This is a genomic window from Paramagnetospirillum marisnigri, assembly GCF_001650715.1.
GTDB classification, from domain to species: domain Bacteria; phylum Pseudomonadota; class Alphaproteobacteria; order Rhodospirillales; family Magnetospirillaceae; genus Phaeospirillum; species Phaeospirillum marisnigri.
This window is the reverse complement of record NZ_LWQT01000042.1, coordinates 42070-68452: the sequence shown is the minus strand read 5'-3', so window position 1 is coordinate 68452 and position 26383 is coordinate 42070. Positions and strand designations below refer to the sequence as shown.

Genomic DNA, 26383 nt, shown 5'->3' with positions numbered 1-26383 from the left:
TTCGTCGTTGGTGCAGCAAAGCGAATGGGACTGCTGATCAACGACCTTTTGGCGTTTTCCAGAGTTTCGGCAAAAGGTGTCTCGTTCTCTCGCATCTCCCTGACGGCTGCATGTTCAGCGGCACAAGATAATCTCAGAGAGGTTATTTCCCAAAATCACGCAGAAATCACGGTAGACCAGCTTCCCGAAGTGATCGGCGATGATGTTCAAATGATGCAGGTTTTTCAGAACCTGATCGGCAACGCGGTCAAATTCCGCCACCCTGACCGTAAGCCTCGAATATCCATTGATGCTGAGCAGAGGGACGGCAAATGGCAGATTGCTGTCCGCGACAACGGCATCGGCATTGCAGACACCACCCAGGATATTTTTGAGATTTTCCGGCGGCTCCATGCTGGAAATCAATATCCTGGAAGCGGCGTCGGACTTGCGATCTGCAAGCGGATCATCACGCAGCATGGAGGGCAAATCTGGGTGGAGTCAGAACCTGGGCACGGAGCCACATTCCGGTTCACACTGCCGGTGTAGATTTTTCGCAGTTAGCGGCATGGTTGCCGCATTTCGAATTTTAGAATTGATCAATTGCCGAAGCCTTATGCCTTTGGTAGCATTCCTGCCAAGCCAATGGCTTGGGGGCGGCCATGATTGTTGCAAACACAGGTTGGCCTGATCTCGAACTCCTAAAAGCAGCCCCGATTCTCATCTGGCGTGCCGGTCTCGATGCCAAATGCAATTGGTTTAACCCTGCTTGGCTTGCCTATACCGGCAGGACAATGGAGCAGGAGATGGGGGATGGATGGGCGGAGGGTGTCCATCCCGGCGACTTTGATCGCTGCTTAAAAGTCTATCTCAATGCCTTTGCACTTCGTCAGCCGTTCGATATGGAATACCGCATAAAGCGGGCCTGCGGTGAGTATGGATGGATCGCCGATTACGGCATTCCGATTCTAAACCAGTCAGGCGAATTCCTCGGATATGTCGGCTATTGCTTTGACATTTCAACCAGACGCCAGAGTGAAGAAAAGCTGGAAATTGCCTGCAAGGATTTAGCGGCATCCAACGCCGAGCTTGAGCAATTTGCTTATGTCGCATCCCATGATCTTCGAGAACCACTGCGTATGATTAGCAGCTATGTTGCCCTGATTGAACGCCGCTATGGGCACCACTTTGACGCTGACGGGCATGAGTTTCTTGGCTTTGTCCGCGAAGGTGCCCAGCGAATGGATGCCATGGTCTTGGACCTTCTTGAATTTTCGAGAATTGAAAGATTAGGCGATCCTTTAATTCCGATGCGGATCGGCGGTGCCATTTCCCATGCACTCAAAAATCTCAAAACAGCCATTGCCGAGTGCGATGCCCGAGTTACGGTCGATGTGGACGCCTCTCTTGAGGTGGTTGGTGATGTCCAGCAGTTGGACCGGCTTTTCCAGAACCTGATTGGGAATGCCGTCAAGTACCGTCAAGAGGGGATAACGCCCCAAATCACCGTGATGGCACGAACTAACGACGGGAAGTCCGTCTTCTCTGTCCAGGATAATGGCATCGGCATCGCACCAGAATACTTCGACCGAATTTTCCTGTTATTCCAGAGGCTTCATACCCGTGATGCATACGAGGGAACCGGGATAGGTCTTTCTGTCTGCAAAAAGATTGTCGAGCGGCATGGCGGCGAGATTTGGGTCGAGCAATCACCTTCAGGCGGCTCGACGTTCCTGTTTACCTTGCCAACGCCTGAGTAAACCCGTTTGGTTGACGATGCCTATTCGTCGTGCCATTCGTTATAGCCATGCTTTTTGTAGGGGGGAGCACATGAACAAGTCCGAATTGATCAATGCCGTCGCCGATGGTGCCAACATGACCAAGGCCGACGCGGCAAGTGCCATCGACGCCGTATTCGAAGCCATCACTGCCGCCATGAAATCCGGTGATGATGTGCGTCTGGTCGGCTTCGGGTCTTTCTCTGTTGCATCACGCCCTCATCGCACTGGCCGAAATCCACGTACTGGCGAAACCCTCGTCATTCCCGCAAGCAAGTCTGCCAAATTCACCGCCGGGAAGGGTCTGAAGGACACCATCAATGGCCGATGACATTAAGGCTCTGACCACCAAGATTGTGGCTGCCTATCTGGGCAGCAGCACCTTGGAGGCCACTGAAATCCCAAGCCTGATCAAGTCCGTTTATTCGACTTTAGCCGGTGCGGACAGCCCTGCTTCAGCACCGGCTGAACGGCAGCAGCCTGCCGTTTCGGTGAAGCGGTCGGTGACCCCAGATTACATTGTGTGTTTGGAATGCGGTGATCGGCAGAAGATGCTTAAGCGACACCTCACGACTGGGCATGGGCTGACCGCTGACGAGTACCGGGCCAAGTGGTCTTTGCCCAAGGATTATCCCCTCGTCGCCCCGGAATACGCTGCACGCAGATCAGAGTTTGCGAAGGCTGTTGGGCTGGGCTATTCCAGGACAAACCGGAAGCCCAAATCAGCCACCTGATGAATGGGGAAGGGATCGCCATGCCGCCACGTAAGGGTTCCAAACCCGTAACCGCCCCCAAGCCTGCCAAGATCGCCAGGAAGGCTGGTCGGTCAACTCGTGGCCGATTGGATGATGGCAGTGCCAACCCCATTGATGTCCATGTTGGTGCCAGAATTCGGCTTCGCCGAACCTTGCTGGGCATGAGCCAGGAAAAACTGGGGGAATGCTTGGGGCTGACCTTCCAGCAGGTGCAGAAATACGAACGTGGGGCCAATCGGGTGGGAGCATCCAGGCTGTTCGATTTGTCCCGTGTTCTGGATGTTCGAGTCGGGTATTTCTTCGAGGATATTTCGGCATCTGCCGAGGCAGCATCACCGGTTGAGGTGATCCGGGGCAACGTCACCAAGGCAGTCGATGTCCCCGACGATGATCCGATGACGAAACGGGAAACCCTTGAATTGGTACGTGCCTATTTTACCATCTCCGATCCCAAGGTCCGGGATCAGGTGCTTGCGATGGCGAAGGCTTTGGGGGGCACCAAATAGGGACCGAGAAGGGGAGTACTTGCGACACAATTGCGACACAGGAAGCATTGCGTCTTTGTAACCTATTGAATTGAATGTGAAATAGGTCGGCGGCAAGTACGGTTGTGCACCAGGATCACCGCCGAGGCATGCAGCGCCAGGGCGCGCTTGACCACTTCGCGCGGATAGAGCGGCGTGTGATCGACGGTGCCGGTCTGCTGCACCTCGTCGGCGATCAGGGTGTTCTTGCGGTCGAGGAACAGCAGGCGGAACTGCTCGGTGGGCAGGGTGGCCATGGCGGTGCGGCAATAGTCCAGCAGCGCGTCCCAGCTGGAAATCACCGGGGCGTTCAGCACCGGGGCGCGGGCCAGGCGGATGGCGGCCTCGCGCACCAGCTTCAGGGCGACGCAGGCCACCTCGCCGACACCGTCCACGCCGGTCAGTTCCTCCCTGTCGGCGGTGATGACATCGGCAAAGCTGCCGAACCGCCGGATCAGATCCTTGGCCAGGGGCTTGACGTCCTTCTGGGGGATGGCGGTGGCCAGCAGCAGTTCGAGAATCTCGTAATCGGGCAGGGCGCCCGGTGCTTCGAGGAAGCGTTTGCGCAGGCGTTCGCGATGGCCCTTGTGGGGCTTGTCGGCCGGAGAGGCGGTCTCGGCCAGACCGGGAAGAGGGGGATCGGCCGTCACAGCCGGTCGCTGAACGCTTCCAGCCAGTGGAGGCGGCTTTCCAGCAGCGTGATGTCGTGGTCCAGCCAGTCCAGCAGGGCGCTGCCGGGGCCGTCTTCCTGGGCATTGTTGCCGCGCAGGTCGATCAGGCGGGCCAGTTCGCTTTCGACGCCATCGATGAGCAGGTCGATCTGCTCGCGCCGTTCGGCAGGCTCCAGCAGGTCGAGGAAGCGCATCTTCAGCGCCACCACCAGCTTGGACAGGTCGCTGCCCGGCCGCAGCCGCGCGGTCAGCAAGCTATGCAGTTCGCGTCGCCCGGCCTCCGAGATGGCCAGCAGGGCGTCGTCTTCCATGCCCTTGCCGTCGATGGCGTCCACCAGGCCTTCATAGCGCAGCAATTCGATGGAGGTGCCCATCAGGTCGAGCGACGGTCCCATGATCCGGCCGGTGAAGTGGCGCACCGACCCCGCCAGCTCGCTGTAGCGGAGCGGCCGGGACGCGATGGTTCCCAGCGCGCACAGGCGCACGGCTTCCTTGGGGGTGAGGGTATGGTCGGCGAACATGAGCATTCCTGACGGATTGATCCACCGCCAAATATAGGGGTTAAAGCCGTCCACGTCCACAAATACGGTTGCAATAGGCGGCGGCTTGACCGAGCCTGTCGGCCATGACCGACACCGCTGCTTCGCCCCGACTCTGGGTTCTGGCCGACGACCGGGCTGGCAATGTCAGCCAGTGCCTGGGCGTGGCCGAGGCGCTGGGGCTGCCATTCGAGGTCAAACCCATCCGCTACGATCGCCTTGGTGCCCTGCCCAACGCCCTGAGGGGCGCCGGGCTGCTGGGAGTGACGGCCGACAGCCGTGCAGCATTGGCTCCGCCCTGGCCCGATCTGGTGATCGCCGCCGGTCGCCGTACTGCCCCGGTGGCGCGCTGGATCAAGCGCCGCTCGGGGGCCTTCCTGGCTCAGATCATGGATCCCGGCTTTCCCGGCCGTGACGATTTCGACCTGATCGCCGTTCCCGCCCATGACCGGCCCCGCCCAGCGGCCAATATCCTTGAGATGATCGGCGCCCCCCATCGGGTGACGACGGCCCGCCTTGCCGCCGAGGCCGATATCTGGCGCGGGCGCTTTGCCCATCTGCCGCGCCCCTGGCTGGCGGTGATCGTCGGCGGCGCCACCCGCAAGCGCCCGTTTCCGGTGGAGATGGCCCGCGCCCTGGGCGGGGAGGTGGCGGCGCTGGCGCGGGAGACCGGCGGCTCGGTGCTGCTGACCACCAGCCGCCGCACCGGGAGCGAGCAGAGCAGGGTGCTGGCCGATTGCCTGCCCGAACCGCGCTGGCTGCACCTGTTCGGCCAGCCGGGCGACAACCCCTATTTCGGCTTCCTGGCCCTGGCCGATACCGTGGTGGTGACCGGCGATTCGGTGTCCATGTGCTGCGAGGCCACCGCATCCGCCGCGCCGCTGCTGATCTGGGCGCCGCCCGGCTGGGTCTCGGCCAAGCATGCCCGCCTGCACGACAGCCTTTACCGGCTGGGGGCGGCGCGGCCGCTGACGGCGGGAGTGGACGGGCAGGAGGCCGAACGACCCCGGCTGGACACGGCGGGCGACGTGGCTCGCGCCATCAAGGAGCGGATGGGATGGTAAGGTGGTTTGCCCTCGTCCTGGCGATGCTGGCTTTCGCCATGCCCGCTTCGGCCCAGACCAAGCTTTCCGATCGGCAGTTGCACGGCATCAAGGGCGCCGACCAGCGCCTCGCCATGGAGCCCGCCGCCTTTCCCTGGAGCGCCATGGGCCGGGTCAATTTCGGCATCGGCCATTGCAGCGGCACCCTGATCGGGCCGAAGCTGGTGGCCACCGCCGCCCATTGCCTGTGGAATCGCCGCACCCAGCGGCCCATGCCCGCCTCGGCCTATACCTTCGTCGCCGGTTTCGACCGGGGGGAGTATCTGAAGGCCTCCAAGGTGGTGGCGCTGCATCCGGCGCCGGGCTGGCAGTTCGGCGACGACCGTCAGGCCTCCAACAGCCGCGCCGACGACTGGGCGTTGATGGAGCTGGAGGACCCGGTGGGTGACGAAATCGGCTGGATCGCCCTGGCCGAGCCCAAGACGGGGATGACCATCGGCGTGGCGGGCTACGGCCGCGACCGCGCCTTCGTGCCCCTGGCCCATCTGGGGTGCCGCCTGCTGGAGCAGCCCCGGCCGGGTGTGTTCTATCACGATTGCGACGCGGTTCAGGGCGAGTCCGGCGGACCGGTCTTCGCCTGGGTCGGCGACCAGATCAGGCTGGTGGCTATCAATGTGGCGGTGATCCCGTCCAAGGGCGAAATGGGGGTCGCCGCCTCGGTCGGCGGCCTGAAATCCACCGCCATGGCGCTGGGGGCCGCCAGTTCGACCCGGGCCGGGCCACTGTCGCGTCCATCGGGCCTGGATCTCGGTGCCTCGCTGGGGCGCTGACCCGCCCCGAGGGAGTCTTTGCGCCGTGGCGTCGTGGCGGCTATAACCCGCCGGGGGTTCTTTCAAAGCCGGGAGTGTGCCGCGTGGGGCGCAAGGATGTGAGGCGGATGCTGATGGGGCGCAAGCAGCCCCTGTGGGAGCGCCCCTGGGTCCTGGTGGCCTTGATGGTGGCCGTGCTGGTGGTCGGCGTGGCGGTGGGCCTGGGCGTCGGCCGCTGGTCGTCGAAGCCGCCCCCGGGCGGATCGGCCAGGATGGAGCAGGCGCCCGCCCCGGTGATCGGCGTTGATCCCGCGCCCGCGCCTCGATCCAGCAAGGTGGAGGAGGAGCCCGAGGACACCCGGCCACTGATCCAGCCACCACCGCCGCGACCCGATCCAGGCTCCACCGAGGCTCTGGAACTGGGCCATGCCTCCGACGTGGTGGTGGTGACCCGGCCCAGCGCGCCGCCTGCCCCCATGGCCAAATTGGCTCCCCCCGGCGCCGCCGTCTGGCTGCGCCATGCGGTTCCCGCCCCCAAGGTGCAGGGGCGCCCCATGATCGCCGTCATCATCGACGACCTGGGCGTGGACCGCCGCCGGAGCGAACGGATGGCCGCCCTGAAGGCGCCGCTGACCCTGTCCTATATGACCTATGCCGATGACCTGGCCCGCCAGACCGCCGATGCCCGCGCCCATGGCCACGAATTGATGGTGCATGTGCCCATGCAGCCGCAAAGCGCCAGCTATGATCCCGGGCCGGAAGTGCTGGAGGTGGGGCTGTCGGCCGAGGAAATTCGCCGCCGCCTCGACTGGGGCCTGTCGCGTTTCGACGGCTATGTGGGCATCAACAACCATATGGGCAGCCGCTTCACCTCGGAAGCGGCGGGAATGCGGGTGGTGATGGAGGAATTGCGCCGTCGCGGTCTGGTCTGGGTCGATTCGGTGACCTCGGAGCGCACGGTGGGCGCCGATCTCGCGCGCCAGTTCGGCATTCCCTTCGCCACAAGGCACATCTTCCTCGACAATGACCAGGGCGTCGCGCATGTGCGGGCGCAACTGGCCAAGACCGAGGCTCATGCCCGCAAGCACGGCTTCGCCATCGCCATCGGCCATCCCCATGACGGCACTATCGAGGCGCTGGCGGGATGGATCGGCGGGCTGGAGGCCAAGGGGCTGGTGCTGGTGCCGGTCAGCGCCATCATCAAATCCGCCCCCAATGGGTAGTTGACCTTCCCCTTGCTGGAAGCTTCACACTGACGCCAGTATCATTCGCAGGAGAGCAGGCATGAGCACCACTTATCGCGTTACCGGCATGAGCTGCGGCGGCTGCGCCAAGTCGGTGGAATCCGCCATCAAGGCGCTGGCCGCCGATGCCAAGATTTCCATCGACGTGGCCCAGGCGGCGGTGACCGTCGACGGCGCCACCGAGGCCCAGGTCAAGCAGGCGGTTGACGAGGCCGGGTTCGGCTTCGAGGGCAAGGCAGCCTAGGTCAGGCTGGGTGTTTCCATCCGAGCCAATTGACGCAGCAGGGCCAGGCCGTCTTCCAACTCATCCAGATGGTGGTCGAGCCAGGTACGGCCGAGCGGCCCGTTCAGCGGCCAGGCCTTGCAGCGGGCCGAGCGCGCCGCCATCTCGCATTCATAGGCGCGGATCACCGCGTTGATCTGATGGCGGCGCAAGATCGGCGGCAGGATGTCGGCGAAGGCCAGCTTCAGGCGTACTCCCACTTGGCCGAAGGCGGAGAGCGGCGCCTGCACCGGCCGCGACAGCAGGTCGACCAGGCGACGGCGACCGGCCCCGGTCAAGGCGTAACGGCCCAAATCCGCGGCCGGGGTCAGGCATCCCTGATCAATCATGTGCGACATCGAGTCCGATACAAGCTCATAGACGGGCGTCCATAGCGGCCCTGCCAGGGCGTCCACCGCCGCCGCCACGTCCTCGGCGGTGATGGGGGCGCGCTCGGCCGCTCCCAGGGCAGCGAGCCAGACATAGTCGGTAGCGGCAAGGGGGTGGGTGGCGAAGCAAGGCTGGCGATCGATGAATCCCATGGCGGGGCTCCAATATGCAAATGCGAATGAATCGCAATATGGAGCGAATAAGGACCGTTCGCAAGGAAATTGCGCAGGTTACTGCTTCATCAGGGTGTAGTCGATGGCGTCCTCGGCGGCCCGCACCAGGGCTCTCGCCTTGTTCAGGCATTCCTCGTGCTCGGACAGCGGCACCGAATCGGCGACGATCCCGGCCCCGGCCTGCACATACATGGTGCCGTCCTTGATCAGGGTGGTCCTGAGCGCGATGCAGGTGTCCATGTTGCCCTTGCCATCGAAATAGCCCATGGCTCCGGCATAGAAGGAGCGGCGTTCGGACTCCAACTCGTCGATGATCTCCATGGCGCGAATCTTGGGGGCGCCGGACGTGGTTCCCGCCGGGAAACCCGCCATCAGCGCGTCCATGGCATCGCAATCGGGGCGCAGCTGGCCTTCGACGTTGGAGACGATGTGCATGACGTGGGAGTAGTACTCCACCACCATCTTCTTGGTGACCTCCACCGAACCGATGGCGGCGACGCGGCCGACATCGTTGCGGCCCAGGTCCAGCAGCATCAGATGCTCGGCCAGTTCCTTTGGGTCGGCCAGCAGATCGGCGGCCAGTTCCTCGTCCTCGGCCGGGGTCTTGCCGCGCCTGCGGGTTCCGGCGATGGGGCGGATGGTGACGCGGCCGTCACGGAGACGAACCAGGATTTCCGGGCTCGACGCCACCAGCTGGAACTCGCCGAAATCCAGGAACACCAGGAACGGGCTGGGATTGAGGCGGCGCAGCGAGCGATACAGCGAGAATGGCGGCAGCTTGAACGGCACCGCCAGCCGCTGGGACAGCACCACCTGGAAAATGTCGCCCGCCGCGATGTATTCCTGCGCCTTCTCCACCATCTGGCAGTAATGCTCGGGCGAGACGCTGGGGACCGGCACCGGTTGGTGGTCATCGCGCGTGCCGCCCACATAGGTGTGGGGCAGGGGCGATTCCAGGGTCTCGACCACATGTTCCAGGCGTTCCTGGGCCAGGTCCCAGGCGGCCTGGGCATCCATGCCCGCCCGGGGCCACACCGCCGACACGGCGGTCAGGGTGCCGTTGACGTTGTCGAATACCGCCACCAGGGTGGGGCGCATGAAGATGCCATCGGGCACCTTGATGGGATCGGGGTTGTCGTCGGGCAGCGTCTCCACCAGCCGGACCATGTCATAGGTCATGTAGCCGATGAGGCCGGTGGCCATGGGCGGCAGATGGTCTGGGGTGTCGATGCGGCATTCCGCCACCAGGGCGCGCAGCGAATCCAGCGCACCGGAGGTCTCGGCCACCGGACACGGTGTGAATTCGCCCGATTTTGAGCGGGCATTGCGATTGATCCAGGCGCGGTTGCCCTCGCATTTCCAGATCAGGTCCGGCTTCATGCCAAGGATGGAATAACGGCCACGCACGGCGCCGCCTTCCACGGATTCCAGCAGGAAGGCGTTGGGCTGGCCATTGGCCAGCTTCAGAAAGGCCGAAACCGGCGTCTCCAGATCGGCCACCAGCACCCGCCAGACCACCTGGGGCTTGCCGGAGTCATAGGCCGCGGCAAAGGTGGCAAAGTCGGGAGGCAGGGTCATGGCTATTCTTCGCGGGTGAGCTGGGGACGGTCCACCTTCACGCCGAAGGTGGTGTTCAGGGCGGAGAGATACTGGTCGGTGATGTCGTTGGCCACCGCCTGGGACACCCGACGCCGGGCCGCCTCGGTCACCGCCGGATTGGCGTTGGGATCGAAAGCGACCACCGAGGCCAGTCGCGCCACCAGGGTGCCGGTCTGCAGGGCGCCGAGAGCGATGCCGCCCGGCTGCTGACGGAACAGCTCGGCCGCCAGTTGCGGCGGAATGGCATTGCCCTCGGTGCTCTCGCGCGAGAACGGCTTGGTGGTTTCCACCTTCAGGCCCGCCGACTGGGCGACGGCGGCCATGCTTTCGCCCGCCTTCAGGCGCTCGGCCAGTTTCTCGGCCTTGGCGCGGGCCTGGTCGTGGCGGCGCTCGGCCTGCAGGGCGGCCTGGACCTCGGCCTTGACCTCGGCCAGCGGCTTGGGCGCCGGCTGGGTGACGCCGTCGACCCGCAGCAGGAAATAGCCGTTATTGGGCACTTCGGTCAGTGGGCTTTCGGTGTTGGGATCGGTGTGGAAGGCCACGTCCAGGAACTGGTCGGACTTGGGCAGATCGGCCACCGGCTTGCCGTTGGGGCCACGCCCCTGGGCATCTACCTGGGCCAGCTTGACGATCTTCAGGTCGTGGCGCTTGGCGGCCTCTTCCAGGGTGGCGCCGCCGCCCAGGGCGTCCTCGACCTTGTTGGCCAGCTCGGCCAGACCGTCCAGCGCCTTCTCGCGGCGGAGATCCTGTTCGATCTGACCCTTGACCTCGGTCCAGGGCCGCTGACGGCCCGGCTGGATCTGCTCGACCTTGACCACATGCCAGCCCAGCTCGGTCTTGATCGGCTGGCCGGTGGCCCCGGCGCCCAGGCGGAAGGCCACCTCGGCCAGTCCATCGGGCAGGTCGCGGCGTTCCACCGAGCCCAGGTCGATGATCGGGGAGTCCAGGGTTTTGGCGATGACGTCCAGACCCTTGCCCTGGCCGACCAGATCGCTGGCCTTGGCCACGGCGGCCTGACTGTCGAGCACGATCTGGGTGACGTGACGGCGTTCGGGGGTGTTGAATTCCTCCAGGCGGGCCTGATAGGCCTCGCGCACCATCATTTCGTCGATCTCGACATTCCCCGCCACATCGGTCGGCCGCAGCAGCAGCACGGTCAGCGCCCGGTATTCCGGCGCCATGAAGCGGCTGGTATTGCCGGTGTAATAGGCCTCCAGCTCCGCCGCCTCGGGGGTCGGCGGCAGCGGCACGGAATCATCACGCACCAGCAGGGTTTCGGCCACCCTGCGTTCCTCGCGCCAGCGCAGCAGCGGCTCGACCATGATCGTGGGGGCAGCGATTCCTGCGGTCAGGGTCTCGGCCATCTGGCCGCGAATCATGCCCAGCCGCTCGGACTTCATGAAGCTGTCCTCGTTGAAGCCGACCCGGCCCAGACGTTGGCGGAAGATTTCGCGGTCGAACTGGCCCAACTGGTTGCGGAACGCCGGATTGGCGGCGATGCGGCGCAAGGTGACATCGTCGTTGGCGGTCAGCCCCGCCGAACGGGCGGCTTCATCCACCAGGGTCCGCGCGATCAGGGAATCGATGGTGCGGTCGAGAATGCCCATCTTGCGGGCTTCCTCGGAGGTCAGCTTGCCGCCGAACAGCGGCTGCAGGCGCTCGACCTCGCGCTTGAATTCGGCCATGACCTCGGCCGCCGGAATGCTGGTCTTTCCCACCTCGATGGCGGGGCCGCGGCCACCGCCGCCGCGGACGACATCGCCGACGCCCCACACCACGAAGCTGAGGGTGAGCAGGGCGAACAGCAGCTTGACCACCCAGGTCTTGGAGGCTTTGCGAAATACGTCCAGCATCGGATTTGACGAAGTCCCGGAAAGGAATGGAAGGAACAGCGGCGGAAATATTGGCGGAACGCCACGGTTCAAGACGGGCCGCATAATAAGGAGGGGGCAGGGGGGCCGCAACACGGAAGTGTCAATGGGGTGTCATCCGCGCACGAAATCCTCTTGCGGGCGAACCTCACAAAATGCGTATATAATGAAAATCGAAGGTAAGCGGCCCGCCAAGAGCCGCGACCGCGCAATATCGGGGGAGTCCATGTCACCTAAGCCGCTCTACATCATGCTGTGCTCCGCGGAGCACGAGAAAATTCAGCTGGCCGCCATGATCGCTTCGGTGGCCGCCGTCTCCGACCGCCCGGTGGAAGTCTTCGTCACCATGAACGCGCTGTTGCCGTTCGAGCGGGGCAAGTCTCCGGCCGAGCGCTATCATGGCGGTCATTTCCATGATTTGTTCATGACCAAGAACGTTCCCGATGCCATCGACCTGTTCGGCCAGGGCAAGATGCTGGGCGAAATGAAGATGTGGGCCTGTTCGCTGGTGCTGGATCTACAGCATTGGGAGTGCGACACCCATCTGACCGAGGATTTGTTCGATGGCCCCATGGGCCTGGCCAAGTTCCTGGCCGACGCCGAAAGCGGCGAACTCATCACCATCTGAGACGATCCATAGAAAGAGGAAGACCAAAAATGGCTGAACGCCAGACGATTGACGCCCGGGGCGCCTTCTGCCCGGGTCCGCTGATGGAGCTGATCGCCGCGCTGAAGCTGGCTTCGGTCGGTGATGAGGTGGATATCCTGTCCTCGGACAAGGGATCGGCCACCGATATTCCCGCCTGGTGCGCCAAGGTCGGCCATCAAGTGGTCGAGACCGGCGAGCGCGACGGCTATTGGAGCGTGGTGGTCCGCAAGGCCAAGTAGCAGGCGGCTTGCCCGATCGCCAAGGCCGCGAAGACGGCCGACGCGCAAGCCGAACATAGACAACGCATCACTTCCGAGGGAGGGAGTTCATGTCCAAGACGATTCTGATCGTCGGTGGCGGCCTGTCGGGCACCATCGTCGCCAATGGCCTGTGTCGCCAGATGGGTGGGGAACTGCGCACCGGCGCCCTCAACATCACCATGCTGGGCACCAGCGAAACCCATATGTACCAGCCCGGCCTGCTTTACGTGCCGTTCGGCCGCATGCGCGAGGCGGAGCTGTTCCGCGACCAGCGCAAGGTCCTGGACAAGCGCGTCAACTTCTTCGTCGACCCGGCCAAGCATATCGATGTCGAGAAGAACCAGGTCACCACCGAGGCGGGGCGCACCTTCAAATACGACTATCTGGTGCTGGCCTCGGGCTCGCGCATCATGCCGCAGACCATTCCCGGCATGAAGGAAGGCGGCCACTGGTTCTACGACCTGGACGGCGCCCGCAAGCTGCGCACCGCCCTGAACGAGTTCCAGGGCGGCAAGATCGTCATCAATGTCAACGCGCCGCACAAATGCCCGGTGGCTCCGCTGGAAGCCGCCTTCATGCTGCAGGAATTCCTGAAGGGCAAGGGGCTGTGGGACAAGACCGAGCTGACCTACACCTATCCCATCGGCCGCCTGCACGCGCTGGAGCCGGTGGCCCATTGGGCCAAGCCTGAATTCGAGCGCCTGGGCATCAAATACGAGACCTTCTTCAACACCGAAAGCGTCGATCCCGAGGCCAAGGTCATCAAGTCCATGGAAGGCTCCGAACTGCCCTATGACCTGCTGATCACCATTCCGCCCCACCAGGGCGCGCAGGTCATCGACGATTCCGGCCTGGGCAAGGGCGGTTGGGTTCCCACCAACACCAAGACCCTGCACCGGGAAGGCTCGACCAATGTGTTCGTGGTCGGCGACACCACCAACATTCCCATTTCCAAGGCGGGCTCCACCGCCCATTTCGAGGCCGATGTCACCATCGACAATCTGGTGTCGCTGATCCAGGAAGGCAGCTTCGCCCGCGAATACGACGGCAAGGTGTTCTGTTTCGTCGAGACCGGCCTGGGCTCGGGGACCTATGTGTGGTTCAACTACACCACGCCGCCCAATCCCGGCCCGCCGTCCCAGATGATCCACTGGTTCAAGCTTGCCTATAACCGGCTGTACTGGTTGTCGGCTCGCGGCCTGCTGTGAGGGAGGGCGCCATGACCGATACCCCCAAGACGGACGAGATGGCCAGGCTGGCCCAGGGTCTCCGCGATGCCCTGTCCGACAGCATGGTCGAACGCATCACCGGCACCGCCGGCAATGCGCTGGAAGTGGTGGACAAGCTCAACGAGCCCGATGTCAAGGACGGCATCATGACCCTGCTGGACGCGGTGGGCACCATGCACCGAACCGGCGCGCTGCAGACCCTGATCGACGCCATGTTCCTGATCCACGCCATGCGCTCGGCCGCCACCGATTCCATGGTGGACCGGGCCTTCGCCTTCATCGAGCACATGGCCAACAATCTGGGGACCGAGGACCTGGCCACCCTGGCTCACGAGGCCAAGGGCGCCATGGAGGATGCCATCGATTCCTGCAACATCCCCGGCGCTGGCGGCGGCCTGCTGGGCACCCTGCGCATGGTCAGCCAGACCGAAACCCAGGAAGCCATGCGCTTCATGATGTCCTTTGCCTGCTCCTTGAAGAAGCGGGCGGTCTACCTGGCCAAGAGCCCCCAGGTCTGATCTCTCCTCAAGGCTCGATCCTCCTGACTGGGGCGGAACCGGAAACGGTTCCGCCCCATTTTCATTGACCCCGGCGAGAATGTGCGCTCAAGATTGACTGGTCGATTCAACTGGTCGAAAGTCGCCTCATGCGTGAGATCCAGGCCTCCGAGGCCAAGACCCATTTGCCCAGGCTGCTGGACGAGGTCGAGAACGGCGAAAGCCTGATCATCACCCGCCATGGCCGCCCCATCGCCCGTCTCATTCCCGAACCGGCCCAGGGGCGAGAAGAGGTCCGTCGGGCGGCGGCGGCCATCAAGGCCCGCCGCCGCCAGGCGCCTGCGGTCTCCGCCGCCGAACTGCTGTCGGCCCGCGACGAGGGGCGCAAGGGCTGATGGCGCTGGTGATCGACGCCTCGATCGCGGCTTGCTGGGCCTTTGGCGACGAGGACAGCCCGGCGGCGGATCGGGCGCTGAACCTGATTCAGGCCGAGGATACGGTGGCTCCGGCTCTGTTGTGGTACGAACTGCGCAACATCCTGGTGGTCAATGAGAGGCGAGGGCGATTGTCCCAGGCCGACACCGCCGCCTTTCTCAGGGATATGGCCCGCCTCGGCGTGGTTACCGACCACCATCCGGACGAGGCCGAGATTCTTCGCCTGGCCCGCGCCCATCGCCTGACCGTTTATGACGCCGTCTATCTGGAATTGGCCCAGCGTTTGGGGTATCCCCTGGCCACCTTGGATGCCGAACTGGCTCGGGCCGCGCGGGCGGAAGGAACGCCGGTCATTTAGCGCGCCATCGGGAAGTCGGTTCCGCCGATCCCGTTCCAATGGTATATGGGCGCAGGAATTTCGGGAGGAGAGGACCATGTCCCAACGTCGCACGCTGATCGCCGGTAACTGGAAGATGAACGGGCAGAAGGCCGATGGCCTGGCCCTGGCCAAGGGGGTGGCCGAGAAGCTGGCAGGGGCCAAGCCCAACTGCGATCTGCTGGTCTGCCCGCCCACCACCCTGGTGGGGCTGGTGGCCGAGGCGGTGAAGGGGTCGGGCCTCCATGTCGGTGGCCAGGATTGCCATGCCAAGGTCTCGGGCGCCCATACCGGCGACAGCTCGGCCGCCGCCCTGGCCGATCTGGGCTGTACTTACGTGATCGTCGGCCATTCCGAGCGCCGCACCGACCACGCCGAGAGCGACGCGGTGGTCAAGGCCAAGGCCGAGGCCGCCATCGCCGCCGGGCTGGTGGCCATCGTCTGCATCGGCGAGACCCTGGCCCAGCGCGACGCGGGCCAGACCATCGAGGTCAATCGGTCGCAACTGGTGGGCTCGCTGCCCGCGGGCGCCACCGCTGCCAATACCGTCATCGCCTATGAGCCGGTCTGGGCCATCGGCACCGGCCGGGTGGCGACGCCCGCCCAGGCCCAGGAGGTCCATGCCGCCATCCGCGCCGAATTGGTCAAGGCGTTGGGCGCCGAGGCCGCCGGGGCCATGCGCATCCTCTATGGCGGCTCCATGAAGCCGGACAATGCCAAGGAACTGCTGGCGCTGCCCGACGTGGACGGCGGCCTGATCGGCGGCGCCAGCCTGAAGGTCGCCGATTTCTGGGCCATCGCCGAAAGTTGCTGAATCCGACGAGCCGATGCATTCATGCATCGCGAGGAGTTGCGGCCAAGGGCCGACGCGCCACATGGCGCGAAAGCCCAGCCGCCGGAGGCGGCGCCCGGCGATTGAGGGCTCATAAATAACCCTCCCAACGGTAACTTTGGACTAGCCTTCCTCGGTCGCCGGGTCTAAAAACGGCGCCAACATTGTTTCTTCGTCCGGCGGCGGTTCCGATAGGGGCCCGCTGTCGGACGGCCAATTTTCGGTGGTTGTGTCATGGACGTGTTTCCGATCATTCTCGCCATTCACCTCATCGTCGCCATTGCGCTGGTGGGTGTGATCCTGCTGCAACGGAGCGAGGGCGGAGCGCTCGGCATCGGCGGCGGCGGAGCTGCCGGCGGCCTGATGAGCGGCCGCGCTGCGGGCAACCTGCTGACGCGCACCACCGCCATCCTGGCCGGGACCTTCTTCGTCACCAGCCTGGGTCTGGCGCTGCTGGCCAATTCGCGTACCGGCGGCGGTTCGCCCTTCGACCGGATCAACGAGGCCGCTCCGGTGGCGGCGCCCGCCGCTCCGGCCGAACCGACCGGTCCCAGCGCGCCGCTGTCGCGTTAGCCCCTTGTCGGGCATGAATGTAAAGGGGTGGGCCGGTCATCCATGGCTGGATCGGCTCGGGTATTGCGGGAACCAGGACTCAGGGGCGAAGATTCGATGACGCGTTTCATCTTCATCACCGGCGGCGTGGTTTCCTCCCTGGGCAAGGGGCTGGCTTCGGCCGCCCTGGGCGCGCTGCTGCAGGCGCGTGGCTTCAAGGTGCGGCTGCGTAAGCTCGATCCCTATCTCAATGTCGATCCGGGCACCATGAGCCCGTATCAGCATGGCGAGGTCTATGTCACCGACGACGGCGCCGAGACCGACCTTGACCTGGGCCATTACGAGCGCTTCACCGGCGTCGCCTCGCGCCAGAGCGACAACATCACCACCGGGCGCATCTATTCCAACGTCATCGCCAAGGAACGGCGCGGCGACTATCTCGGCGCCACCGTCCAGGTGATTCCGCATGTCACCGACGCCATCAAGGAATTCGTGCGCAGCGATCTCACCGACGAGGATTTCTGTCTGTGCGAGATCGGCGGCACCGTCGGCGATATCGAAAGCCTGCCCTTCCTGGAGGCCATCCGCCAGTTGGGCAACGAGCTGGGCCGCGCCCAGACCATGTTCGTGCACCTGACCCTGGTGCCCTATATCCCGTCGGCGGGCGAGTTGAAGACCAAGCCGACCCAGCATTCGGTCAAGGAACTGCTCAGCGTCGGCATCCAGCCCGACATGCTGATGTGCCGCTGCGACCGCGAGATCCCCGAAGGCGAGCGCCGCAAGATCGCCCTGTTCTGCAACGTGGCCCCCGACGCGGTGATCGCGGCGCTGGACGTGGACACCATCTATCAGGTGCCGGTCAGCTATCACGAACAGGGCATGGATGCCGTGGTCTGCCGTCATTTCGGCCTGGACGCTCCGGCTCCCAGCCTGAAGCGCTGGACCACCATCGTCGAACGCTTCCGCCAGCCCGAGGGCGAGGTCACCATCGCGGTGGTGGGCAAGTACACCAGCCTGCTGGACAGCTACAAGTCGCTGGCCGAGGCCCTGCATCACGGCGGCATCGCCAATAATGTGCGGGTGCGCCTCAACTGGATCGACAGCCAGATTTTCGAGCGGGAAGACGTGGTGCAGCATCTGGAGCCCTGCCACGGCATCCTGGTGCCCGGCGGCTTCGGCGAGCGCGGCGCCGGTGGCAAGATCGAGGCGGTGAAATTCGCCCGCGAACGCGGCGTGCCCTATTTCGGCATCTGTTTCGGCATGCAGATGGCGGTGATCGAGGCGGCGCGCAATCTGGCCGGTCTCAAGGGCGCCAATTCCACCGAATTCGGGCCGTGCGAGACCCCGGTGGTCGGCCTGATGACCGAGTGGATGAAGGGCAACATGCTGGAGAAGCGGGCCGCCAATGGCGATCTGGGCGGCTCCATGCGCCTCGGCGCCTATGATTGCGACCTGAAGCCGAATTCCCGCGTGCGCGAGATTTACGGCGTCGATCGCATTTCCGAGCGCCATCGCCATCGCTTCGAGGTCAATCTCGACTACAAGCCCATGCTGGAAAAGACCGGCCTGTCCTTCTCCGGCCTGTCGCCCGATGGGGTGCTGCCCGAGATCGTCGAATTCCCCGACCATCCCTGGTTCGTCGGCGTTCAGTTCCATCCCGAACTGAAATCCAAGCCGTTCGACCCGCATCCGCTGTTCACCAGCTTCATCGCGGCGGCCGTGCGTCAATCCCGTCTGGTGTGAGGTCTCCCATGACCAAGCTTCACCATGTGGCCGTCAATGACGATGTCATCCTCGGCAATGACCTGCCCCTGGTGCTGATCGCCGGGCCCTGCCAGATGGAAAGCCGGGCCCATGCCCTGGAATGCGCTTCCGCCCTTAAGCAGATGGCGGACGAGGCCGGGATCAAGCTGATCTACAAGTCGTCCTTCGACAAGGCCAACCGCACCAGCCTGGCGGGCAAGCGCGGCATCGGCCTGGAAAAGGCGCTGCCCATCTTCGCCGAAATCCGCGAGACCCTTGGGGTTCCGGTGCTGTCCGACGTCCATACCGAGGAACAGTGCACCATCGCCGCCAAGGCGGTGGACATCCTGCAAATTCCCGCCTTCCTCTGCCGCCAGACCGACCTTTTGGTGGCCGCCGGGCGCACCGGCGTGGTCATCAATGTCAAGAAGGGCCAGTTCCTGGCTCCCTGGGACATGGCCAATGTGGCGGCCAAGATCGAGAGCACCGGCAATTCGCGCATCCTGCTGACCGAGCGCGGCGCTTCCTTCGGCTACAATACCCTGGTCACCGACATGCGCGCCCTGCCCATCATGGCGCAGACCGGTTGGCCGGTGATCATGGATGCCACCCATGCGGTGCAGTCGCCGGGCGGCCAGGGCAATTCCTCGGGCGGTGATCGCCGCATGGCGCCGGTCCTGGCCCGCGCCGCCGTTTCCATCGGCGTGGCGGGCGTGTTCGTGGAAACCCATCCCGATCCCGACAAGGCGCCTTCCGACGGCCCCAACATGATCCGGCTGGCCGACATGCCCGCCCTGATCGAGGTGCTGATGAAGCTGGATGCCATCGCCAAGTGCTATCCCATCTCCATTGACTGATCCTTTGTCTTTTCCGCCCAGGGGAGAGTTCCGATGACCGCCATTATCGATATCCACGCCCGCGAAATTCTCGATTCGCGCGGCAATCCCACCGTCGAGGTCGACGTGGTGCTGGAGACCGGCACCTATGGTCGCGCCGCCGTGCCGTCGGGTGCCTCCACCGGCGTCCACGAAGCCTGTGAACTGCGCGACGGCGACAAGTCGCGCTATCTGGGCAAGGGTGTCCAGAAGGCCGTGGAATCGGTCAATGGCGAGATCTATGACGCCCTGTCGGGCATGGATGTGGAGGACCAGGTGGTCCTCGACAAGACCATGATCGACCTGGACGGCACCCCCAATAAGAGCCGCCTGGGCGCCAACGCCATCCTGGGCGTGTCGCTGGCCGCCGCCAAGGCCGCCGCCGACGAGGCCGGTCTGCCGCTGTACCGCTATGTGGGCGGCGCCTTCGCCTCCACCCTGCCGGTGCCCATGATGAACATCATCAATGGCGGCGCCCATGCCGACAATCCCATCGACATCCAGGAATTCATGATCATGCCGGTGGGGGCCGCCACCTGCGCCGAAGCCGTCCGGATCGGCGCCGAGGTGTTCCACGCCCTGAAGAAGACCCTGAAGGACGCCGGTCACAACACCAATGTGGGTGACGAAGGCGGCTTCGCGCCGAATCTGAAGAGCGCCGAGATGGCGCTGGACTTCATCATGAAGTCCATCGAGACCGCTGGCTACAAGCCCGGCGAGGACGTGATGCTGGCGCTGGACTGCGCGTCTTCCGAGTTCTTCAAGGAAGGCAAGTATGTCATGACCGGCGCCAAGAAGACCTATGACCAGAAGGGCCTGGTCAAGTTCTATGCCAAGCTGGTCAATTCCTATCCCATCATCTCCATCGAGGACGGCTGCGCCGAGGACGACCTGGAGGGCTGGGAGTTGCTGACCGAGGCGCTGGGCGCCAAGGTGCAGCTGGTGGGCGACGACCTGTTCGTCACCAATCCCAACCGCCTGTCCATGGGCATCGACAAGGGCCTGGCCAATTCCATCCTGGTCAAGGTCAACCAGATCGGCACCCTGTCCGAGACCCTGGAAGCGGTCGACATGGCCCACAAGGCGGGCTACACCGCCGTCATGAGCCACCGTTCGGGCGAGACCGAGGATTCCACCATCGCCGATCTGGCGGTGGCCACCAATTGCGGCCAGATCAAGACCGGCTCGCTGTCGCGCTCGGATCGCATCGCCAAGTACAACCAGCTGATCCGCATCGAGGAGCAGCTGGGCGCCGGTGCCCGCTATGCCGGCAAGACCATCATGAAGCGTTAACGCCTCTTGGCTTGACGGAAACGGCCGGAGAGGCGACTCTCCGGCCGTTCTCATGCCTGGATACGGATTGAACAAATGTTAGAGCGCATTCTGGAAAGTCTGATCTTCCGCAGCCGCTGGCTGTTGGCGCCCTTCTATCTGGGGCTGGTCGGCGCCCTGGGGCTGCTGCTGATCAAGTTCATGCAGGAATTCATCCATCTGGCGCCGCATGTGCTGGAGATGAGCGAGAACCACATGATCCTGATGGTGCTGTCGCTGATCGACCTGTCGCTGGCGGGCAACCTGCTGGTGATCGTGATCTTTTCCGGTTACGAGAATTTCGTCTCCAAGATCGATACCGGCGATTCCGAGGACCGCCCCGACTGGATGGGCAAGGTGGATTTCAGCGGCCTCAAGCTGAAGCTGATCGCCTCCATCGTCGCCATCTCGGGCATCCATCTGCTGAAGGCCTTCATGGATGTGGACAAGCTGAACAAGGAAAATCTGGGCTGGATGGTCGGCATCCACATGGTGTTCGTCATTTCCGGCGTGCTGCTGGCCTGGATGGACAAGCTGCATGAACCACCCGGGAGTCATCATTGAGGGCGGTTTTTCCTCAACATTGGTGTTCACACTACGTTCACAATGGAATTGTGAAGTGCTTCACGGAAGTCATGGAATTGTGAGTCATTTCTGCCACAGTCGTGACTCGTGAAACAGAAAAGTGAATCCTTGCGGCTTGTGCATATTGACGCCGGGAATCAGCCTGTGATTCCATGCCCCGCATGTTACAGGAACTTCGCCGCCGCTTTGGTCATCTTGCTGGTCCGCTGATCGGGCTTTGCGCCGTGACCTATTTCGCGTACCACACCGTGGAGGGGGATCGCGGCGTGCTGGCCTATATGCGGCTGAACGGCGAAATCCTCGATGCCGAGATGCGTCTGGCCAAGGTGGCGTCCGAGCGCCAGGAGATGGAGCACCGGGTGCTGCTGTTGCGGCCCGACCATCTCGACCCCGACATGCTGGAAGAGCGCGCCCGCATCATGCTCAATATGGGGCGTGATGGCGAGGTGGTGGTCTTCGACCGCAAGCGTCCCCTGTGACCGTCATTTGATGCTCATCATCGCGGGGGGGAGGGTGTTTTCCCTCTTGCCCGAAACAAGGGTGGTGACTAGCCTGGATGTCTATGGCTGAAGCAGCCCAGGTGTATCCGTGGCCCGCGAACCCAATTGCCTTCCCCGGCGTGTCCAGCATGTCCTCTCCCTGATCAATCAGGGGGAGATGGTGGCCGTGGGGGAGCATATCGAGGACAGCATCCACTGCCCCCACCGGGAGGCCTGCGAGCTTGCCTTGGCCTGCGAGCGCATTCATCGGGCCTTCCTGCCGCTGGTGCCGTCCGTCCCGGGGTGAGTCCCGCCCTTCCATTTTTGCCACCCTACCCCCACATGTCATCCAGCTCGCCCGTCAAGGTGGGCCGGGAGGTTGTTGCATGCTGCGCCGCGAGAGGAATTAGTCGATCATAATGTTGCGCCGCAGCAATTCCTTCGCAATTAACCAAGTTTAGGTTAATTGCGCTGAACACCTTATAAACAAAGGATTTCAGCGATACATCATGCTTGCAAAATAGGGAAGTTAGGTTTACCTATCTCGCCAGTTCGATCAATCGGGCCTTTGGGAGGGACCATGGCTGCCAGGAAGAAGGAGAAGGGGGTGGCTGTACCTACCCCCGACGAGCTGATCCGCTATTACCGCGAGATGCTGTTGATCCGCCGCTTCGAGGAGAAGGCGGGCCAGCTCTACGGCATGGGGCTGATCAATGGCTTCTGTCACCTCTATATCGGCCAGGAGGCCGTGGTGGTGGGCATGCAGGCGGCGGCCGGACCCGCTGATTCCTGCATCACCAGCTATCGCGACCACGGCCATATGCTGGTCTGCGGCATGGACCCCAAGGGGGTGATGGCGGAGCTGACCGGCCGCGCCGGAGGCTATTCCCGGGGCAAGGGCGGCTCCATGCACATGTTCTCGCGCGAGAAGCGGTTCTATGGCGGCCACGGCATCGTCGGCGCCCAGGTGCCGCTGGGCACCGGTCTCGGCTTCGCCCACAAATATTCCAAGGACAACGGCGTCGCCCATGTCTATTGCGGCGACGGCGCTGTCAATCAGGGCCAGGTCTATGAAAGCTTCAACATGGCGTCGCTGTGGAAGCTTCCCGTCGTCTTCGTGATCGAGAACAACAAATACGCCATGGGCACCTCGACGGTGCGCCACGCGGCGGGCCAGGAACTGTTCATGCGCGGCGCCGCCTATGGCATTCCCGGCGAGGCGGTCAACGGCATGAGCATCATCGCGGTGCGCGAGGCTGCCACCCGTGCCCTGGAACACGCCCGCTCGGGCGAGGGGCCCTATATCCTGGAAATGAACACCTATCGCTATCGCGGCCACTCCATGTCCGATCCGGCCAAATACCGGAGCAAGGAAGAGGTGACCAAGATGCGCGAGCAGCACGATCCCATCGACCAGTTGAAGGACAAGCTGCTGGCCGACGGTCTGATCGACGATGCCGGTCTCAAGGAGATCGACCGCGAGGTCAAGGCCGTGGTCACCGAGGCCGCCGAGTTCTCGCAGACCAGTCCCGAGCCGGATGCGTCCGAGCTGTGGACCGATGTGCTGATCGAAGCCTGAGCGCGAGGGGGAAACACCAATGCCGATTAATATCCTGATGCCCGCGCTGAGCCCCACCATGACCGAGGGCAAGCTGGCCAAGTGGCTGAAGGCCGAGGGCGACGCCGTCAAGGCGGGCGATGTCCTGGCCGAGATCGAGACCGACAAGGCGACCATGGAGATGGAGGCCGTCGAGGACGGCACCCTGGGCAAGATCCTGGTGCCCGGCGGCACCGAGGGCGTGGCCGTCAACACCATCATCGCCGTGCTGCTGGAAGAGGGTGAAAGCGCCGATACGCTGACACAGTCCGCACCCACCCCAACCTTCCCTCTCCCGCAAGCGGGCGAGGGAGGGGGCGCGCCTTCCACCCCTCGCCCGCCTGCGGGAGAGGGGCTGGGGGTGAGGGCCGTCGAAGACGAGAAGGTCTACGCCTCGTATAAGCGCCAGACGGTGCGCGAGGCGCTGCGCGACGCCATGGCCGAGGAAATGCGGGCCGATGCCGGCGTCTTCCTGCTGGGCGAGGAAGTGGCTCAGTACCAGGGCGCCTATAAGGTCAGCCAGGGCCTGCTGGATGAATTCGGCGCCGAACGGGTGATCGACACCCCCATCACCGAGATGGGCTTCGCCGGTCTGGCCTGCGGTGCCGGTTACGCGGGTCTCAAGCCCATCGTCGAGTTCATGACCATGAACTTCTCCATGCAGGCCATCGACCACGTCATCAACTCGGCGGCCAAGACGCTGTACATGTCGGGCGGGCAGCAGCCCTGTTCCATCGTGTTCCGCGGCCCCAACGGCGCGGCAAGCCGCGTCGGCGCCCAGCATAGCCAGTGCTATGCCTCGTGGTACGCCCATTGCCCCGGGCTGAAGGTGATCGCTCCCTGGAGCGCCGCCGACGCCAAGGGCCTGCTGAAGGCCGCCATCCGTGATCCCAATCCGGTGGTGTTCCTGGAAAATGAACTGCTCTACGGCCAGAGCTTCGACGTGCCCGACGATCCCGATTTCGTCCTGCCCATCGGCAAGGCCAAGATCGAGCGGACGGGCGCCCATGTCACCATCACCGCCTTCTCGCGCATGGTGCAGGTGGCGCTGGACGCCGCCGAAATCCTGAAGGCCGAGGGCATCGAGGCCGAGGTCATCAATCTGCGCACCATCCGTCCCCTGGACGTGGACACCATCGTCGCCTCGGTGAAGAAGACCAACCGCATCGTCAGCCTGGAGGAAGGCTGGCCGGTGGCGGGTATCGGTTCGGAAATCGCCGCCCAGATGATGGACAACGCCTTCGATTGGCTGGACGCGCCGGTGGTGCGGGTGGCGGGGGCCGATGTGCCCATGCCCTATGCCGCCAATCTGGAAAAGCTGGCCCTGCCGCAGGTGGATCAGGTGGCCGAGGCCGCCCGCTCCGTCTGCTATCGTCGCTGAGAAGGGGGGAGTCGAAATGCCCGTGCAAATCCTGATGCCCGCCCTGTCGCCGACCATGACCGAGGGCAATCTGGCCAAATGGCTGAAGAACGAGGGTGATGCCGTCAAATCCGGCGATGTCATCTGCGAGATCGAGACCGACAAGGCGACCATGGAATTCGAGGCCGCCGACGAGGGCGTGCTCGGCAAGATCCTGGTGCCCGGCGGCACTTCGGGGGTCAAGGTCAACCAGCCCATCGCCGTGTTGCTGCTGGACGGGGAGGACGCCTCGGCGATCACTGCCGCGTCCGCTCCGGCCAAGCCCTCACCCACCCCATCCCTCCCTCTCCCGCAAGCGGGCGAGGGAGGGGGCGCCGCCGCTTCCTCCCCTCTCCCGCCTGCGGGAGAGGGGCCGGGGGTGAAGGCTGTCAGTGGTGACCGCGTCTTCGCCTCGCCCCTGGCCCGTCGCATCGCCAAGGACGCCAATCTCGACCTGAAGCTGGTGTCCGGCACCGGCCCGCGCGGCCGGGTGGTCAAGGTCGATGTGGAGGCCGCCATCGCTGCCGGTCCGGTTGCCAAATCGGCGCCCGCCGCCGCTCCGGCTGCTCCGGCGCCCAAGCCCGCTCCGGCACCCGCCGTGGCCAGCCCGTTCGAACCCGCCTTCGAGGAGATTCCCAATTCCTCCATGCGCAAGGTCATCGCCCGGCGCCTGACCGAGGCCAAATCGACCATTCCGCATTTCTACCTGTCCATCGACTGCGAGCTGGACGCCCTGCTGAAGGTTCGTGCCGATCTCAACGGCCGTTCCGATGCCTATAAGCTTTCGGTCAACGACTTCGTGGTCCGCGCCGTGGCGCTGGCCCTGAAGAAGGTTCCGGCGGCCAATGCCTCGTGGGGCGAGGACGCCATCAAGCGCTATACCGACGTGGACATCTCGGTAGCGGTGGCGACGCCCACCGGCCTGATCACCCCCATCGTCCATCACGCCGACCACAAGGGCCTTGCCGCCATCTCCAACGAGATGAAGGCCCTGGCCGCCAAGGCGCGCGACGGCAAGCTGAAGCCCGAGGAATTCCAGGGCGGCGGCTTCACCATCTCCAATCTCGGCATGTTCGGCGTCAAGGACTTCGCCGCCATCATCAACCCGCCGCAGGGCTGCATCCTGGCGGTTGGCGCGGGCGAGCAGCGCCCGGTGGTCAAGAATGGCGCCCTGGCCATCGCCACGGTGATGACCTGCACCCTCTCGGTGGATCACCGGGTGGTGGACGGCGCCGTGGGGGCGGAATTCCTGGCCGCCTTCAAGAAGCTGATCGAGGACCCGCTGTCCATGCTGCTGTGAGGGGCGGGCCATGAGCAAGACCCAGGCGTTGGCGGCCTTTGATAGCCTGAAGTCCGATTTCCGCGACGGCCGCTTCCATGCGGTGGCCGGGCGGATCGGCGGCGAAGCGGCCAAGTGGGGCGAGCGGTTGCTCGCCCTCTACCGCAGCGGCGGCCGTGAGGAACTGGAGGCGCTGGACCCCATGGCCCGGTTCTTCGTGATTCGCTATCGCGGCACGCCGGAACCGGCCGACCTGAGCGGTGCCAGTGGTGCGGCGGTGTTCGTCATGGCGTTCTCGGCCTTTCCCTATCTCGATCTGATGATGGATTCTTGGGAATTGGCTGGGGAGCTGGACGGCGAGGGCGAGGCGCTGCGCTTTACCTGTCGCTTCGACGGCGAGGACCAGGGCTCGGTGGTGACGGCGCTGCGCTCGGGCGCGGGCTGGAGCTTCGACCTGATGGACCTCTACCGCGCCAAGGCCGCCACTTTCGAGGCCTTCATGACCGGCGAATACGGCGATTTCGACTGTTTCGTCGACCATTACGTGGCCGAGCACGACATGGATTTCGATCTGGACCGGGCTTGGCGGCCGCTGAGCGCTGCTTGAAACAAGACTCCGGGGAGGGAGTGAGATGGGCTTGAGGATAC

The 26383-nt window shown here is 64.1% G+C and carries 32 protein-coding genes; 27 read left to right on the top strand and 5 right to left on the bottom strand.

Annotated elements, in window-relative coordinates:
- From A6A04_RS21535 to A6A04_RS05490, 5 genes are all read left to right on the top strand, one after another.
- Positions 1 to 528 (top strand): sensor histidine kinase (locus tag A6A04_RS21535; protein WP_245651083.1); only part of this gene is annotated, 528 nt, incomplete at its 5' end.
- Between the two features lie 113 nt (positions 529 to 641).
- The gene (locus tag A6A04_RS05505) at positions 642 to 1739 is read left to right on the top strand and encodes a sensor histidine kinase (RefSeq protein WP_082914721.1); all 1098 of its coding nucleotides are present in this window, start codon (positions 642 to 644) and stop codon (positions 1737 to 1739) included.
- A gap of 70 nt (positions 1740 to 1809) precedes the next feature.
- Positions 1810 to 2088 carry an HU family DNA-binding protein gene (locus A6A04_RS05500; RefSeq protein WP_068490727.1) on the top strand — a complete coding sequence of 93 codons (279 nt, stop codon included), beginning with the start codon at positions 1810 to 1812 and terminating at the stop codon, positions 2086 to 2088.
- The gene (locus A6A04_RS05495; protein ID WP_068490725.1) at positions 2078 to 2491 is read left to right on the top strand and encodes a MucR family transcriptional regulator; all 414 of its coding nucleotides are present in this window, start codon (positions 2078 to 2080) and stop codon (positions 2489 to 2491) included. The genes A6A04_RS05500 and A6A04_RS05495 overlap by 11 nt, the downstream gene beginning before the upstream one ends.
- A 20-nt stretch (positions 2492 to 2511) precedes the next feature.
- Positions 2512 to 3018 (top strand): helix-turn-helix domain-containing protein, encoded by a 507-nt coding sequence (locus tag A6A04_RS05490; protein WP_245651082.1) that lies wholly within the window; start codon positions 2512 to 2514, stop codon positions 3016 to 3018.
- A 62-nt stretch (positions 3019 to 3080) separates the two neighbouring features.
- On the opposite strand, the gene A6A04_RS05485 is transcribed toward A6A04_RS05490, so the two are convergent.
- Positions 3081 to 3686 (bottom strand): JAB domain-containing protein, encoded by a 606-nt coding sequence (locus A6A04_RS05485; protein WP_082914719.1) that lies wholly within the window; start codon positions 3684 to 3686, stop codon positions 3081 to 3083.
- The gene (locus A6A04_RS05480) at positions 3683 to 4228 is read right to left on the bottom strand and encodes a hypothetical protein (RefSeq protein WP_068490723.1); all 546 of its coding nucleotides are present in this window, start codon (positions 4226 to 4228) and stop codon (positions 3683 to 3685) included. The genes A6A04_RS05485 and A6A04_RS05480 overlap by 4 nt, the downstream gene beginning before the upstream one ends.
- Positions 4229 to 4332: 104 nt before the next feature.
- Between A6A04_RS05480 and A6A04_RS05475 the strand changes: the two genes are divergently transcribed.
- From A6A04_RS05475 to A6A04_RS05460, 4 genes are all read left to right on the top strand, one after another.
- Positions 4333 to 5310 (top strand): mitochondrial fission ELM1 family protein, encoded by a 978-nt coding sequence (locus A6A04_RS05475; RefSeq protein WP_068490721.1) that lies wholly within the window; start codon positions 4333 to 4335, stop codon positions 5308 to 5310.
- Positions 5304 to 6119, top strand: a complete 816-nt coding sequence (locus A6A04_RS05470) for a trypsin-like serine peptidase (protein WP_068490718.1) — start codon at positions 5304 to 5306, stop codon at positions 6117 to 6119. The genes A6A04_RS05475 and A6A04_RS05470 overlap by 7 nt, the downstream gene beginning before the upstream one ends.
- Positions 6120 to 6202: 83 nt before the next feature.
- Positions 6203 to 7321, top strand: a complete 1119-nt coding sequence (locus A6A04_RS05465; RefSeq protein WP_245651081.1) for a divergent polysaccharide deacetylase family protein — start codon at positions 6203 to 6205, stop codon at positions 7319 to 7321.
- Between the two features lie 61 nt (positions 7322 to 7382).
- A complete protein-coding gene (locus A6A04_RS05460) occupies positions 7383 to 7586 on the top strand; it encodes a heavy-metal-associated domain-containing protein (RefSeq protein WP_068490714.1) in 204 nt (67 codons plus the stop codon).
- Here A6A04_RS05460 and A6A04_RS05455 read toward each other — a convergent pair.
- The 3 genes from A6A04_RS05455 to A6A04_RS05445 form a co-directional block, all read right to left on the bottom strand.
- Positions 7583 to 8146, bottom strand: a complete 564-nt coding sequence (locus A6A04_RS05455; protein ID WP_068490712.1) for a hypothetical protein — start codon at positions 8144 to 8146, stop codon at positions 7583 to 7585. The two genes, A6A04_RS05460 and A6A04_RS05455, sit on opposite strands and share 4 nt — an antisense overlap.
- A 78-nt stretch (positions 8147 to 8224) precedes the next feature.
- On the bottom strand, positions 8225 to 9745 hold the full coding sequence (gene trpE, locus A6A04_RS05450; RefSeq protein ID WP_068490710.1) for an anthranilate synthase component I: 1521 nt from the start codon (positions 9743 to 9745) through the stop codon (positions 8225 to 8227).
- Between the two features lie 2 nt (positions 9746 to 9747).
- The gene (locus A6A04_RS05445; RefSeq protein ID WP_068490708.1) at positions 9748 to 11619 is read right to left on the bottom strand and encodes a SurA N-terminal domain-containing protein; all 1872 of its coding nucleotides are present in this window, start codon (positions 11617 to 11619) and stop codon (positions 9748 to 9750) included.
- A gap of 244 nt (positions 11620 to 11863) precedes the next feature.
- On the opposite strand from A6A04_RS05445, the gene A6A04_RS05440 reads away from it, so the two are divergent.
- The 18 genes from A6A04_RS05440 to A6A04_RS05355 all read left to right on the top strand — a co-directional run bounded on the left by A6A04_RS05440 (position 11864) and on the right by A6A04_RS05355 (position 26342).
- The gene (locus tag A6A04_RS05440; RefSeq protein WP_068490741.1) at positions 11864 to 12265 is read left to right on the top strand and encodes a hypothetical protein; all 402 of its coding nucleotides are present in this window, start codon (positions 11864 to 11866) and stop codon (positions 12263 to 12265) included.
- A 29-nt stretch (positions 12266 to 12294) separates the two neighbouring features.
- Positions 12295 to 12525, top strand: coding sequence for a sulfurtransferase TusA family protein (locus tag A6A04_RS05435; protein WP_068490706.1), 231 nt, complete (start codon positions 12295 to 12297; stop codon positions 12523 to 12525).
- Between the two features lie 89 nt (positions 12526 to 12614).
- Positions 12615 to 13754 (top strand): NAD(P)/FAD-dependent oxidoreductase, encoded by a 1140-nt coding sequence (locus A6A04_RS05430; protein ID WP_068490704.1) that lies wholly within the window; start codon positions 12615 to 12617, stop codon positions 13752 to 13754.
- 11 nt (positions 13755 to 13765) lie between these two features.
- Complete coding sequence (locus tag A6A04_RS05425) at positions 13766 to 14293, top strand: hypothetical protein (RefSeq protein ID WP_068490702.1); 528 nt, start codon at positions 13766 to 13768, stop codon at positions 14291 to 14293.
- 128 nt (positions 14294 to 14421) lie between these two features.
- Positions 14422 to 14667 (top strand): type II toxin-antitoxin system Phd/YefM family antitoxin, encoded by a 246-nt coding sequence (locus tag A6A04_RS05420; RefSeq protein ID WP_068490700.1) that lies wholly within the window; start codon positions 14422 to 14424, stop codon positions 14665 to 14667.
- Positions 14667 to 15065, top strand: a complete 399-nt coding sequence (locus A6A04_RS05415) for a type II toxin-antitoxin system VapC family toxin (RefSeq protein ID WP_068490698.1) — start codon at positions 14667 to 14669, stop codon at positions 15063 to 15065. Before A6A04_RS05420 ends, A6A04_RS05415 begins: the two co-directional genes overlap by 1 nt.
- Before the next feature lie 76 nt (positions 15066 to 15141).
- Positions 15142 to 15897 carry a triose-phosphate isomerase gene (gene tpiA, locus A6A04_RS05410; RefSeq protein WP_068490696.1) on the top strand — a complete coding sequence of 252 codons (756 nt, stop codon included), beginning with the start codon at positions 15142 to 15144 and terminating at the stop codon, positions 15895 to 15897.
- 252 nt (positions 15898 to 16149) lie between these two features.
- A complete protein-coding gene (secG, locus tag A6A04_RS05405; protein WP_068490695.1) occupies positions 16150 to 16488 on the top strand; it encodes a preprotein translocase subunit SecG in 339 nt (112 codons plus the stop codon).
- A 96-nt stretch (positions 16489 to 16584) separates the two neighbouring features.
- Complete coding sequence (locus A6A04_RS05400) at positions 16585 to 18210, top strand: CTP synthase (RefSeq protein ID WP_068490693.1); 1626 nt, start codon at positions 16585 to 16587, stop codon at positions 18208 to 18210.
- An 8-nt stretch (positions 18211 to 18218) separates the two neighbouring features.
- Positions 18219 to 19067, top strand: coding sequence for a 3-deoxy-8-phosphooctulonate synthase (kdsA, locus tag A6A04_RS05395; RefSeq protein WP_068490690.1), 849 nt, complete (start codon positions 18219 to 18221; stop codon positions 19065 to 19067).
- A 33-nt stretch (positions 19068 to 19100) separates the two neighbouring features.
- Positions 19101 to 20378 carry a phosphopyruvate hydratase gene (gene eno / locus A6A04_RS05390; RefSeq protein WP_068490689.1) on the top strand — a complete coding sequence of 426 codons (1278 nt, stop codon included), beginning with the start codon at positions 19101 to 19103 and terminating at the stop codon, positions 20376 to 20378.
- 75 nt (positions 20379 to 20453) lie between these two features.
- Positions 20454 to 20960 carry a TIGR00645 family protein gene (locus A6A04_RS05385; protein ID WP_172822735.1) on the top strand — a complete coding sequence of 169 codons (507 nt, stop codon included), beginning with the start codon at positions 20454 to 20456 and terminating at the stop codon, positions 20958 to 20960.
- Between the two features lie 245 nt (positions 20961 to 21205).
- Positions 21206 to 21460, top strand: coding sequence for an FtsB family cell division protein (locus A6A04_RS05380; protein WP_245651080.1), 255 nt, complete (start codon positions 21206 to 21208; stop codon positions 21458 to 21460).
- 109 nt (positions 21461 to 21569) lie between these two features.
- Entirely contained in the window at positions 21570 to 21767 is a 198-nt protein-coding gene (locus A6A04_RS05375; protein ID WP_068490684.1) for a hypothetical protein, read from the top strand.
- A gap of 273 nt (positions 21768 to 22040) precedes the next feature.
- Complete coding sequence (gene pdhA, locus A6A04_RS05370) at positions 22041 to 23039, top strand: pyruvate dehydrogenase (acetyl-transferring) E1 component subunit alpha (protein ID WP_068490683.1); 999 nt, start codon at positions 22041 to 22043, stop codon at positions 23037 to 23039.
- Positions 23040 to 23058: 19 nt separating this feature from the next.
- Positions 23059 to 24438, top strand: a complete 1380-nt coding sequence (locus A6A04_RS05365; protein ID WP_068490681.1) for a pyruvate dehydrogenase complex E1 component subunit beta — start codon at positions 23059 to 23061, stop codon at positions 24436 to 24438.
- A gap of 16 nt (positions 24439 to 24454) precedes the next feature.
- Entirely contained in the window at positions 24455 to 25756 is a 1302-nt protein-coding gene (locus A6A04_RS05360; protein WP_068490680.1) for a pyruvate dehydrogenase complex dihydrolipoamide acetyltransferase, read from the top strand.
- A gap of 10 nt (positions 25757 to 25766) precedes the next feature.
- Positions 25767 to 26342, top strand: coding sequence for a hypothetical protein (locus tag A6A04_RS05355; protein WP_068490678.1), 576 nt, complete (start codon positions 25767 to 25769; stop codon positions 26340 to 26342).
- Positions 26343 to 26383 lie beyond the last annotated feature (41 nt).